Annotated in this window: 12 protein-coding genes; 7 read left to right on the top strand and 5 right to left on the bottom strand. The window is 71.6% G+C overall.

What is annotated here, in order from left to right:
- Positions 1-37 precede the first annotated feature (37 nt).
- Positions 38-376 (bottom strand): DUF3817 domain-containing protein, encoded by a 339-nt coding sequence (locus ACZ7BZ_RS17655; protein WP_380452969.1) that lies wholly within the window; start codon positions 374-376, stop codon positions 38-40.
- 94 nt (positions 377-470) lie between these two features.
- Complete coding sequence (locus ACZ7BZ_RS17650) at positions 471-1,007, bottom strand: MarR family winged helix-turn-helix transcriptional regulator (RefSeq protein ID WP_380452967.1); 537 nt, start codon at positions 1,005-1,007, stop codon at positions 471-473.
- Between the two features lie 498 nt (positions 1,008-1,505).
- Here ACZ7BZ_RS17650 and ACZ7BZ_RS17645 point away from each other — a divergent pair, with 498 nt between their 5' ends.
- A complete protein-coding gene (locus ACZ7BZ_RS17645; RefSeq protein WP_470359084.1) occupies positions 1,506-3,149 on the top strand; it encodes a M4 family metallopeptidase in 1,644 nt (547 codons plus the stop codon).
- 428 nt (positions 3,150-3,577) lie between these two features.
- Positions 3,578-5,200 carry a M4 family metallopeptidase gene (locus tag ACZ7BZ_RS17640; RefSeq protein WP_470359083.1) on the top strand — a complete coding sequence of 541 codons (1,623 nt, stop codon included), beginning with the start codon at positions 3,578-3,580 and terminating at the stop codon, positions 5,198-5,200.
- Between the two features lie 112 nt (positions 5,201-5,312).
- Here the strand turns inward: ACZ7BZ_RS17640 and ACZ7BZ_RS17635 are convergent, their stop codons facing one another.
- Positions 5,313-5,630 carry a DUF3817 domain-containing protein gene (locus ACZ7BZ_RS17635; protein ID WP_380452961.1) on the bottom strand — a complete coding sequence of 106 codons (318 nt, stop codon included), beginning with the start codon at positions 5,628-5,630 and terminating at the stop codon, positions 5,313-5,315.
- A 246-nt stretch (positions 5,631-5,876) separates the two neighbouring features.
- On the opposite strand from ACZ7BZ_RS17635, the gene ACZ7BZ_RS17630 reads away from it, so the two are divergent.
- The 5 genes from ACZ7BZ_RS17630 to ACZ7BZ_RS17610 all read left to right on the top strand — a co-directional run bounded on the left by ACZ7BZ_RS17630 (position 5,877) and on the right by ACZ7BZ_RS17610 (position 9,652).
- Complete coding sequence (locus tag ACZ7BZ_RS17630; RefSeq protein ID WP_380452959.1) at positions 5,877-6,674, top strand: DUF2127 domain-containing protein; 798 nt, start codon at positions 5,877-5,879, stop codon at positions 6,672-6,674.
- 73 nt (positions 6,675-6,747) lie between these two features.
- Entirely contained in the window at positions 6,748-7,386 is a 639-nt protein-coding gene (locus ACZ7BZ_RS17625; RefSeq protein WP_380452957.1) for an AIM24 family protein, read from the top strand.
- Entirely contained in the window at positions 7,386-8,036 is a 651-nt protein-coding gene (locus ACZ7BZ_RS17620; RefSeq protein WP_380452955.1) for an AIM24 family protein, read from the top strand. The genes ACZ7BZ_RS17625 and ACZ7BZ_RS17620 overlap by 1 nt, the downstream gene beginning before the upstream one ends.
- Before the next feature lie 263 nt (positions 8,037-8,299).
- On the top strand, positions 8,300-9,097 hold the full coding sequence (locus tag ACZ7BZ_RS17615; RefSeq protein WP_470359147.1) for an AIM24 family protein: 798 nt from the start codon (positions 8,300-8,302) through the stop codon (positions 9,095-9,097).
- Between the two features lie 39 nt (positions 9,098-9,136).
- A complete protein-coding gene (locus ACZ7BZ_RS17610; RefSeq protein WP_470359082.1) occupies positions 9,137-9,652 on the top strand; it encodes a MarR family winged helix-turn-helix transcriptional regulator in 516 nt (171 codons plus the stop codon).
- A gap of 72 nt (positions 9,653-9,724) precedes the next feature.
- Here the strand turns inward: ACZ7BZ_RS17610 and meaB are convergent, their stop codons facing one another.
- Positions 9,725-10,681, bottom strand: coding sequence for a methylmalonyl Co-A mutase-associated GTPase MeaB (gene meaB, locus ACZ7BZ_RS17605; protein WP_470359081.1), 957 nt, complete (start codon positions 10,679-10,681; stop codon positions 9,725-9,727).
- A 115-nt stretch (positions 10,682-10,796) separates the two neighbouring features.
- Positions 10,797-11,990 carry an acetyl-CoA C-acetyltransferase gene (locus tag ACZ7BZ_RS17600; RefSeq protein ID WP_350504354.1) on the bottom strand — a complete coding sequence of 398 codons (1,194 nt, stop codon included), beginning with the start codon at positions 11,988-11,990 and terminating at the stop codon, positions 10,797-10,799.
- Positions 11,991-12,242: the final 252 nt, after the last annotated feature.

The following is a 12,242-nucleotide window of genomic DNA, read 5'->3' as shown; positions in this document are numbered from 1 at the left end:
CGGCGGGGAAGGGGCGCCCTCGCGGTGCGCGTGCGACTCAGACGCCGGCCGGCTGGCGGGCGCCGCCCGCCGGGAGCTGCTCGGCGGCCTCGCGGGCCACCTTGCGCTCGAAGACGAAGGAAAGGAAGGGGATGCAGCCCGCCGCCAGGGTCAGCACCAGCCGGCCGAGCGGCCACTTCAGCTTCTGCCCGAGCATGAAGGTCACCACGAAGTACCCGATGTACAGGTAGCCGTGCAGCATCGCGACGTAGGTGGTCAGGTCCGCGGCGGTGTCGAAGCCGTACTTCGCGACCATGAAGCCGCAAAACACCAGCAGCGCGCAGCCGGTCGCAATGGCCAGGCCGCGGTACCAGCCCAGCAGGGGGGTCGCCTTCATTCTCTTCCTCGCCTCGCTCGGCAGTTTCGGCCGGTACGCCCGGATCCGCCGGTACGCCCGGATCCGCGCACCGCTCCCATGAGGGTAGCCGTCCTCACGGCCGCTCCCGAGCAGCCCCCTCGCCCGGCTCGGTGAAGTCCCCGGCCGCCACGCGCAGCGGCTTGAGCAGGTCGAACACCTGGCGGCACTGGTCGGGGCCGTACTCCTCCAGCCCGAACTCCATGGCCATCAGCTCCCGGGTGGCCTCCTCGACGACCTCGCGGCCCCGCTCGGTGATCGCGGCGAGCACACCGCGGCCGTCCAGCGGGTTGGGGCGGCGGGCGACCAGCCCGGCCCGCTCCAGCCGGTCGACGGTGTTGGTGACGCTGGTCGGGTGGACCATCAGGCGCTCGCCGATCTTGGACAGCGAGAGCTCCCCGGTCCGGCTGAAGGTCAGCAGCACCAGCGCCTCGTACCGGGCGAAGGTCAGGCCGTACGGCTTGAGCACCGCGTCGACCCGGGAGAGCAGGATCTGATGGGCGCGCATGATCGAGGTGATCGCCGCCATCGAGGGCACGGCGCCCCAACGGCGGGCCCACAGTTCGTCGGCGCGGGCGATCGGATCGAAGTCGAGTGCGAGGGGCTTGGCCACCTCCTTACCGTACCGGCGGACGGGACCTCTGCTACCAGCCGTCCTGATGGCGGACAAGCGCGACACGTGGCGGGAACCCGCCAATCGGACGGCCAGGTCCATACCTGGACATTGCGCCGGTGTGAATGGACGGCAACGGGCGTCCGGCGCAACGGGGTTGGCCGTCGAACGCCCGAACGCCCCGGTACCAGGCCTCGGTTCGAGTTGAAACCCGCTGAAAGTCCGGGTGGAAGATCCTGGTTTGTCCGTCCGTTCACAATCCTTCTCCTTGGCGGGACTTGGCCAATTCATGAGGAAGACCTGTCATTTGATTTGCTCGATTGTCATGCTTTCCGCCAACCCCGTTCGACCGCCACCACCCCCACCCAACCGGTGGCAGCCGCCTGACCGTTCGGGGTCCTCGCACGTCAGCGCCCGTCCCGCCCCGAAGGTGCCGAACCCGGCCCCCGGGACGCGGCGCGACCGCGCCCACACGCGGTTTCCCGGAAGGACTCGTCCGTGAAGCGAAAGCTCGCCGCAGTCGCCGTACTCTCCGCCACCGCACTGCTCACCGGTGTCGTCCAGGCCGGCGCGGCCCAGGCCGGCGCGGCCCAGGCCGGCCCCGCCCCGCAGGCCCGGAGCACCCAGCAGCTCGCCGACCTGCTGGTCCAGGCGAACGGCCAGGCCGGCAAGGTCGCCCACGCCCTGGCCCTCGGCGGCCAGGAGCAACTGGTGGCCAAGGACGTCGTGGTGGACGCCGACGGCACCCGCCACCTCCGCTACGAGCGCACCCTCGCCGGACTCCCCGTCCTCGGCGGCGACCTGGTCGTGCACCAGAAGGCGGACGGCACCACCACCGCCGTCGACAAGGCCGTCGGCGCCACGCTCGCGCTGCCCAGCCTCACCCCGCAGATCCCCGCGGACAAGGCCGCCGCCCAGGCCACCGGTGCCGTGCAGTCCACCGTCGGCATCACCGTCGACGAGGACGAGGCGCCGCTGACCGAGGTGCACCAGGCCGGCAAGGCCGAGCTGGTCGTCTGGGCCGCCGACGGCAGCCCGCGGCTGGCGTACCGCACCACCGTCGAGGGCCTGCGCGCCGACGGCACCCCGAGCAGCCAGCTGCTGGTCACCGACGCGGCCACCGGCCAGGTGCTCTCCACCCACGAGCAGGTGCAGACCGCCTCCGGCAGCGGCAAGGGCGTCTTCGTCGGCAGCGTCCCGCTGACCACCACCCAGAGCGGCAGCTCCTTCCAGCTGAAGGACGCCACCCGCGGCGGCCAGGCCACCTTCACCCTGAAGAACAAGACCTCCGGCAGCGGCACGCTGGTCGCCAACAGCACCAACAGCTTCGGCAACGGCCTGGTCTCCAACCCGGAGTCGGCCGCCGTGGACGCCCAGTACGGCGCCGCCGCGACCTGGGACTTCTACAAGAACACCTTCGGCCGCAACGGCATCAAGAACGACGGCGTCGGCGCCGTCAGCCGGGTCCACTACGGCTCCAACTACGTCAATGCGTTCTGGAGCGACAGCTGCTTCTGCATGACGTACGGCGACGGGGCCAGCAACACCCACCCGCTCACCGCGCTGGACGTGGCCGGCCACGAGATGACCCACGGCGTCACCTCCGCCACCGCCGGCCTCAACTACTCGGGCGAGTCCGGCGGCCTCAACGAGGCCACCTCGGACATCTTCGGAACCATGGTCGAGTGGTACGCCAACCTGGCCGCCGACAAGCCGGACTACCTCATCGGCGAGCAGATCAACATCAACGGTGACGGCAAGCCGCTGCGCTACATGGACAAGCCCTCCAAGGACGGCCGCTCGGCCGACTACTGGTCCTCCTCGGTCGGCGGCCTGGACGTCCACTACTCCTCCGGCGTGGCCAACCACTTCTTCTACCTGCTCGCCGAGGGCAGCGGCGCCAAGACCGTCAACGGCGTCAGCTACAACAGCCCGACGTACGACAACTCCACCCTCGCCGGCATCGGCCGGGACAAGGCGGCCGCGATCTGGTACCGCGCGCTGACCACCTACTTCACCTCCACCACCAACTACGCGGCGGCCCGCACCGGCACCCTGAAGGCCGCGGCCGACCTGTACGGCGCCGGCAGCGCCGAGTACAGCGCGGTCGCCGCGACCTGGACCGCCGTGAACGTCAACTGACCCACGGCGGAAGGTGAGCAGGACGCCCGGGGCCCCGTTGGAGGGCAGGCCCCGGGCGTCCGTCCGCGCCCACCGCCGCCCGTCCGCCCCGGCCCGCCCGCTGTCAAGCGGCGCCGGTTGGCGGAGTCCCGCCAGCCGGCGCGAACCGGCCGATAGCGGACAGCTGGCGGCATCCGAACCATCCGCACCGGCCCTGGCGACTCCTGGCCAATCCGTGCGGGCGCCCTGTCCCTCCCCGAGCTCGATTGTCATGCTTATGACCAAGCTCCCGCCCGACACCCCGCCACCCCCACCCAACCGGCAGGGCGTCAGAAGCCGCACGGGAGCCGCACGTCCGCGCCCTACCGCCCCAACGGCGCCACCCCCGGCGCCCCGGTACGCGGCGCACCCGCAGGCACCCGCGGGTCTCGTGGAAGGAACAGGCCTCCATGAAGCGAAAGTTGGCCCTCCCCGCCGTACTCTCCGCCACCGCACTGCTGGCCGGCGTCGTCCAGATCGCCGCCCTGCCCGCCGCCCAGGCGGCCGTACCCGGCCCGCCGTCGGCCGCCCCGCTCGCGCTGGCCGCCGCACAGAGCGCCCCGCTCGCGCAGCAACTGGCCCTCGGCAGCCAGGAACGGCTCGTCGTCAAGGACGCCCTGGTGGACGCCGACGGCACCCGGCACCTGCGCTACGAGCGCACCTACGCCGGCCTGCCGGTCGTCGGCGGCGACCTGGTCGTCCACCAGCGCCCGAACGGCTCGGTGGCCTCGGTGGACCGGGCCTTCGACGGCCGGCTGACCCTGACCGCCACCACCCCGGACCTCACCGCCGGCCAGGCCGCCGAGCAGGCCACCGCGGCGGTGCGGGCCACCCTCGGCCCGGCCGCCGACGAGGACGAGGCCGCGCTCAGCCGGGTGGACGGCGCCGGGACGGCCGCACTGGTGGTCTGGGCGGCCGACGGCAGCCCGCGGCTGGCGTACCGCACCACCGTCGAGGGCCTGCGCGCCGACGGCACCCCGAGCCGCCAGGAGGTGGTCACCGACGCCGCGACCGGCGCGGTGCTCTCCAGCCAGGAGCAGGTGATGACCGCGACCGGCACCGGCAAGGGCGTCAACGTCGGCACCGTCACCCTGACCACCACCCAGAGCGGCTCGACCTACTCGCTCAAGGACGCCTCCCGGGGCAACCAGTCCACCACGGACCTCAAGGGCGGCACCTCGGGCAGCGGCACGCTGTTCAGCAAGACCAGCAACTCCTGGGGCAACGGCTCGCCGTCCAACCGCGAGTCCGCCGCGGTGGACGCCCAGTTCGGCGCCGCCGCGACCTGGGACTTCTACAAGTCCACCTTCGGCCGCAACGGCATCAAGAACAACGGCGTCGGCGCCGCCAGCCGCGTCCACTACAGCACCAACTACGTGAACGCGTTCTGGGACGACTCCTGCTTCTGCATGACGTACGGCGACGGCTCGGGCAACACCCACCCGCTCACCGCCATCGACGTCTCCGGCCACGAGATGAGCCACGGCGTCACCTCCGCCACCGCCGGCCTGATCTACTCGGGCGAGTCCGGCGGCCTCAACGAGGCGACCTCGGACATCTTCGGCACCATGGTCGAGTGGTACGCCAACCTGCCCGCCGACCCGCCGGACTACCTGATCGGCGAGAAGCTCAACATCAACGGCAACGGCACGCCGCTGCGCTACATGGACAAGCCCTCCAAGGACGGCGCCTCGGCCGACTACTGGTCCTCCACGGTCGGCAACAAGGACGTCCACTACTCCTCGGGCGTCGCCAACCACTTCTTCTACCTGCTGTCCGAGGGCAGCGGCGCCAAGAGCATCAACGGGGTCAGCTACAACAGCCCGACCTCCAACGGCTCGAAGCTGACCGGCATCGGCCGGAACAAGGCGGCCGCGATCTGGTACCGCGCGCTGACCGTCTACATGACCTCCACCACCAACTACAAGGCCGCCCGCACCGCGACCCTCAAGGCCGCGGCCGACCTCTACGGCGCGACCGGCGCCGAGTACAAGGCGGTGGGCGCGGCCTGGAGCGGGGTGAACGTCAACTAGCCACCCCCGGTGAGAAGCGGCGACAGGCTGCCGCGGCCCTTTGGGAGAGGAGGCCGTGGCAGCCTGTCGACCGTCCGCACGGAGCCGGGCGGAGGCAGGAGAGGCGGCGGGATCAGGCGGAGGCGGCGGCGGGCCGCAGCTCCCCGCGCTCCTCGCGGCCGAGCATCCGCTCGGCCACGAAGCCGCCGAACGGCAGCACCGAGAGCACGAACAGCAGGACGCCGCGCTTGGCGTCCCACTTCTGCGTCTGCCAGGCCTGGATCCAGAAGACCACGTACAGGATGAACAGGATCCCGTGGACCATGCCCATCACCGGCACGGCGTCGAAGGACGTGGTCCGCTTCAGCACCGAGCAGATCAGCAGCAGGATGAAGGAGATCCCCTCGGGGGCGGAGATCAGGCGCAGGCGGTGGACGGCACTGCTGTTCACGTTGGATACCTCTGTACGGGGGTCGGCGGCGCGGGCACGCTTGTGAAGCGACTCACAAGCCTTCCGGTCATTATCACCGAGCACATGTCCGAGCCCCGGGCCGGGGGTGGCCACCGTGCCGGATGTCACAGCCGCGCGCCAGAACCCGGCCGGATGCGGCGAAGCGTCGTCGGCACCCCCTATCCTGCTGCCCGCGCGCCCACCGAACCGGGCGCCGACGGCATCGCACACGGGGGTAGCCACCACATGTTCAAGCGCGACTGGGACCGCAGGACCTGCGCGAAGCGCGGCCACATCACCTACCGGCCGACCGAGCCCGAGCTGGCCGGTCGGCTGCACGCAGCCACCGCCCTCGGCGACGCCTGGCGCTGCCTGCGCTGCGGCGACTTCGCACTCGGCGCCCCGCACGGCTCCGGCCCGGCCGCGAACGCGCCGCTGGTGCCGCGCGGCAAGGCGCTGCGGGACCTCTTCATCCTGCGCTTCCTGGCCATCGAGCGGGTACTGCGCGGCGTGATCATCATCCTGATGGCCTGGGGCGTCTGGAAGTTCTCCAACAGCCAGGAGGCGGTCCAGCGGATCTTCGACGAGGACCTCACCGTCTTCAAGCCGGTCGCCGACCACTTCCACTGGGACCTCGACCACGCCCCGATCGTCGAGACGATCCGCAAGACCTTCGGCTACGAGAAGAAGACCCTGCTGATCGTCGCGGGCGCGATGATCGCCTACGCGCTGATCGAGATCGTCGAGGCGGTCGGCCTCTGGCTGGGCCGGCGCTGGGCCGAGTACCTGACCGTGGTCGCCACCGCCGCCTTCCTCCCGCTGGAGGGCTACGAGCTGCACGAGCACGTCAGCGCGGTGAAGATCTGCACGCTCGCCCTGAACATCGCCGCGGTGCTCTGGATCATGCTCTCCAAGCGGCTGTTCGGCCTGCGCGGGGGCGCCGCGGCCTTCGAGGCGGAGCGCCACTCGGCCTCGCTGCTGGAGGTCGAGGAGGCGGCCGGAACGGTCCCGCAGCCCGGCCACGGGGCGCACGCGCGCCACTGAGGTTTGTCCCGAACCGGTAGCAGTTCGTCCACGCCCTCTCCCCCACCACCACCGCGCCGGATAGATTGCGGCCGTGGCACAGTTCAGACTCCAGGGATCACGGGTCCTCGCCGTCGAGTTGGGCGGGGACGCCGTCAAGGCCCGGCACGGCTCGATGGTCGCCTACACCGGCCAGATGACCTTCAAGAAGCTGACCGGCGGCGGGGACGGCCTGCGGGGCATGGTCGCCCGCAGACTCACCGGCGAACGGATGACCGTCATGGAGGTGAAGGGGCAGGGCACCTGCTACTTCGCCGACAAGGCCACCGAGATCAACCTGGTCCGCCTCGACGGGGAGACTCTCTACGTCGAGGCGGACAACCTGCTCTGCACCGAGGCCGGCCTGCACACCGGCACCAGCTTCACCGGGCTGAACGGCGTCTCCTCCGGCAACGGCCTCTTCACCACCAAGGTGGAGGGCCACGGCTGGGCCGCGGTGACCTCCAACGGGCCCGCCGTCATCCTGCGGGTCGGCAAGGACATGCCGCTGCGGGTCGACCCGGGCGCGTACATCGCGCACACCGGCGACCTGCACCGCAGCGTGAAGTCCGGCGCGGGCTGGACCACGGTGATCGGCGAGGGCGGCGGGGAGGCCGTCCAGGTGGAGTTCACCGGCGAGGGCCTGGTGTACGTCCAGCCCTCGGAGAAGGTCACCCTCGGGGGTGACGTCTGATGGGCTTCACCCGGATCAACGGAAAGATGGTCGAGGCCCAGGTGGTGCCCGGCCAGCGGCTGTTCAGCCAGCGCGGGGCGATGCTCGGGTACACCGGCGACGTCCGGTTCACCCCGAACATCACCGGCGGCCAGGGCGGGGTGATGTCGATGATCGGCCGGCGGGTCGCCAACGAGGACACCCCGCTGATGACGGTCGAGGGCCAGGGCCGGGTGATGTTCGGCCACGGCGGCCACCACGTGCACGTGATCGACCTGACCGGCGACACCCTGTTCGTCGAGGCGGACCGGCTGCTCGCCTTCGAGGGCACCCTGCGCCAGTCCACCGTGTTCCTCGGCTCGCAGGGCGGGGTGATGGGCATGGTCCGCGGCCAGGTCAGCGGGCAGGGCCTGTTCACCACCCGGCTGGAGGGCCACGGCGCGGTCGCGGTGATGGCCCACGGCGGCGTCTTCGAACTGCCCATCACCCCCGGCCAGTCGGTGCACGTCGACCCGCAGGCGTACGTGGCGCACCGCGGCGAGGTGCGCAACAAGCTGTCCACCGCGATCGGTTGGCGCGAGATGATCGGCCGCGGCTCGGGCGAGGCGTTCCAGCTGGAGCTGTCCGGGCAGGGCACGGCATACGTCCAGGCGAGCGAGGAGAAGCTCTGATGTCCCACCCGCCGCAGCCGCCGTACGGGGGGCAGTCGCCGCACGACCAGCCGACCCAGCCGGGCTTCACGGTGCCGCCGGACTACGGCCGCTCCGCGGACCACCCGCCGCCGCCTCCCCCGCCGCCGGCCTACCAGCCGCAGCCGGCGCCCCAGCCGCCGTACGGCCAGCAGCCTCCGTACGATCACCAGCCTCCGTACGACCACCAGCCGTACGCCCAACAGTCCTACGCCCAGGAGCAGTTCGGCGGCGTCCAGGCCCCGCTGCCGACCGCCCACGGCGGCACCGGCCCGGTGGTGTACGACGCGCACACCCTGCCGGTCAACGACAACGTCAACCCGTACGCCTTCGCCGTCGAGCTGAACGGCTCCTACTTCCTGCAGAAGGGCAAGATGGTCGCCTACTACGGCGACATCACCTTCCGCGGCGTCGGCGCCGGAATGGTCGACCGGGTACTCGGCCAGCACTTCAACTCGCCGCTGCACGCGGCGGACTGGGTGGTCGCCCAGGGCCGCGGCCGGCTGCTGCTGGCCGACCGCGCCTTCGACCTCAACTCCTACGACCTGGACGACGGCAACCTGACCGTCCGCTCCGGCAACCTGCTCGCCTTCGACCCGACGCTGCGGCTCAAGCAGTCGATCATCCCGGGCTTCCTGACCCTGATCGGCACCGGCCGCTTCGTGGCCGCCTCCAACGGGCCGGTGCACTTCGTGGAGCCGCCGGTCCGGGTGGACCCGCAGGCCCTGGTCGGCTGGGCGGACTGCCCGGCGCCGTGCCACCACTACGACCACGACTACCTGCACGGGGTGGTCGGCGGCCTGCGGCGGCTGACCGGCATCGGCGGCGCCTCCGGCGAGGAGCACCAGTTCGAGTTCATCGGCGCCGGGCAGGTGCTGGTGCAGTCCAGCGAGAAGCTGATGGCCGAGCGGTCGGTCGGCCGGGTGGACGCCGAGGCGGGCGTCCCGGCCGGCGGGGTGCCGTCCCAGCCGCACGGCGCCGGCCAGCCCGGTGCTCCCGGCCTCGGTAACCTGGGCGAACTCGGGCGGCGTTTCGGCCTGTAAACTTGTCCAAGATTGAACTAAATCGGCTATGCTGGGCCCATGGATACGCACACGATCGACACTGCGGACAACCCTCCGCCGCAGCCCGGGGAGGAGACTCCCTGGCTGACCGCCAGGGAGCAGCGGATGTGGCGCGCCCATCTGGAGGTCGCCAAGCTGCTGGACTACCAGCTCAGCCGCGAACTGCAGCCCCACAACCTGGCGATCAACGACTACGAGATCCTGGTCGTGCTCTCCGAGGCGCCCGACCACCGGATGCGGATGACCGACCTCGCGACCGCCACCCTGCAGTCCAAGAGCCGGCTCTCCCACCAGATCACCCGGATGGAGAACGCCGGCCTGGTGCTGCGCCAGGAGTGCCCCGGCGACCGCCGCGGCCTCTACGCCCACCTCACCGAGCAGGGCTGGGAGACCATGCAGCGGGTCGCCCCCGACCACGTGCGCAGCGTGCGGGCCCACTTCATCGACCGCTTCACCCCGGAGCAGCTCGACGCCATCTACGAGGCCCTGGCCCCGGTCGCCGACCACCTGCGCGGCCTCCGCGGCCGCTCGTAGGGCGCCGGAAGACGTCGGAGGGCATCGGTGGGGCGCCGGACCGGGTCCGGCGCCCCACCGTCATCGCTCGGCTCAGCTCGCGGTCAGCCCCGCCACCAGCTCGTCGGCCGCGCCGTACGGGTCCAGCTCGCCGCTGACCACCCGCTCGGCCAGGCCGGCCAGGTGGCGGTCCCCGGAGAGGTCGCCGATCCGGGCGCGCAGCTCGGCCAGCGCGATCGCCTCGATCTCCTGGGCGGCCCGGCGCCGGCGGCGCGCCGCCAGTTCACCGTGCTCCTCCAGCCAGGCGCGGTGCTTCTCCAGCGCCTCGACCAGCTCGTCCACGCCCTCGCCGCGCGCCGCGACGGTCTTGACGATCGGCGGGCGCCAGTCCCCCGGATCGCGGGCCTCGCCGAGGCCCAGCATGTGGTTGAGCTCCCGGGCGGTCGCGTCCGCGCCGTCCCGGTCGGCCTTGTTGACCACGAAGACGTCGCCGATCTCCAGGATGCCCGCCTTGGCGGCCTGGATGCCGTCACCCATCCCGGGGGCCAGCAGTACCACGGCGGTGTCCGCCTGGGCGGCGACCTCGACCTCGGACTGGCCCACGCCGACGGTCTCCACCAGGATCACCTCGCAGCCGGCCGCGTCCAGCACCCGCAGCGCCTGCGGCGCCGCCCAGGACAGCCCGCCCAGGTGCCCGCGGGTGGCCATCGAGCGGATGAACACCTCCGGGTCGGTCGCGTGGTCCTGCATCCGGACCCGGTCGCCCAGCAGCGCCCCGCCGGAGAACGGCGAGGACGGGTCGACGGCCAGCACCCCGACCCGCTTGCCGAGCCGCCGGTAGGCGGAGACCAGCGCCGAGGTGGAGGTCGACTTGCCGACCCCGGGCGAGCCGGTCAGGCCCACCGTGTACGCCTGCCCGGTGTACGGCGCGAGCGCGGCCATCGCCTCCCGCAACTGCGGGGCCGCGTTCTCGACCAGCGTGATCAGCCGGGCGACCGCCCGCGGCCGGCCCTCCCGCGCCTGCTCGACCAGCGTGGCGACATCGATCATCGGGATCTCCTTGCACAGATGCCGGCGGTTGTCGGCAGCTGCCCGTGGGGCAGATGCCGAAGGGGCTGCGGACCACTCGTGGCGGTCCGCAGCCCCGGGGTCGGGACGGAGCAGATCAGGCCTTCGGCACGCGCACGATCAGCGCGTCGCCCTGGCCGCCGCCACCGCACAGCGCGGCCGCGCCGACCCCGCCGCCGCGGCGCTGCAGCTCCAGCGCCAGGGTCAGCACCACGCGGGCGCCGGACATGCCGATCGGGTGGCCGAGCGCGATCGCGCCGCCGTTGACGTTGACGATGTCGGCGGAGACCCCGAGGTCCTTCATCGACTGGTGGGCGACGGCCGCGAAGGCCTCGTTGATCTCGATCAGGTCGAGGTCGGAGACCTCCAGGCCCTCCTTGCCCAGCGCGTGCTTGATCGCGTTGGACGGCTGCGACTGCAGCGAGTTGTCCGGGCCGGCCACGTTGCCGTGGGCGCCGATCTCGGCGATCCAGGTCAGGCCCAGCTCCTCGGCCTTGGCCTTGCTCATCACGACGACCGCGGCAGCACCGTCGGAGATCTGCGAGGAGGTGCCGGCGGTGATCGTGCCGTCCTTGGTGAAGGCCGGGCGCAGCTTGGCCAGGCCCTCGACGGTGGTGTCGGCGCGGATGCCCTCGTCCTGGCTGAACAGCACCGGCTCGCCCTTGCGCTGCGGGATGGCGACCGGGACGATCTCGGCCTCGAAGACGCCGTCGGCCTGCGCCTTGGCGGCCCGCTGGTGGGAGGCGGCGGCGATCTCGTCCTGCACCTCGCGCGGGATGCCCAGGCGGGTGTTGTGCTTCTCGGTGGACTCGCCCATCGGGATGTTCTCGTAGGCGTCGGTCAGACCGTCGTGGGCCATCGCGTCGAGCACCTCGACCGCACCGTACTTGTAGCCCTCGCGGGACTTCGGCAGCAGGTGCGGGGCGTTGGTCATGGACTCCTGGCCGCCGGCCACCACGATGTCGAACTCACCGGCCCGGATCAGCTGGTCGGCCAGCGCGATGGCGTCCAGACCGGAGAGGCAGACCTTGTTGATGGTCAGCGCCGGGACGTTCATCGGGATGCCGGCCTTGACCGCCGCCTGGCGGGCCGGGATCTGGCCGGCGCCGGCCTGCAGCACCTGGCCCATGATCACGTACTGGACCTGCTCACCCGTGATGCCGGCCCGCTCCAGCGCGCCCTTGATCGCGAAGCCGCCGAGGTCGGCACCGGAGAAGCCCTTGAGGGAGCCGAGCAGGCGACCCATCGGGGTCCGTGCACCGGCAACGATCACTGAGGTGGTGTTGGTCATGGGACGGGCCCCTTCGCACGTCGTGGCCAGGTGAGGATGCGCTCAGGGTACTGACCCGTTTTCCGCCCGTCACCGGAGCGACGGTGTGATCGAGCGCACTGGCACCTTCCAGTCAACACCGTGTCAACACGGTCAGGGTGAACGTCCGGGTGAAAGCCGGTGTGTGAGCAGGCTCGCACCTCCGGCACTGGCGCCGGCTCCGGACCGTACGCTGCACTGGGTGCCACTTTCCGTCCACCGCCCTGGAGGTCA

This window comes from Kitasatospora sp. NPDC036934, from assembly GCF_055608425.1.
This window is presented reverse-complemented; position numbering and strand designations above follow the sequence as displayed.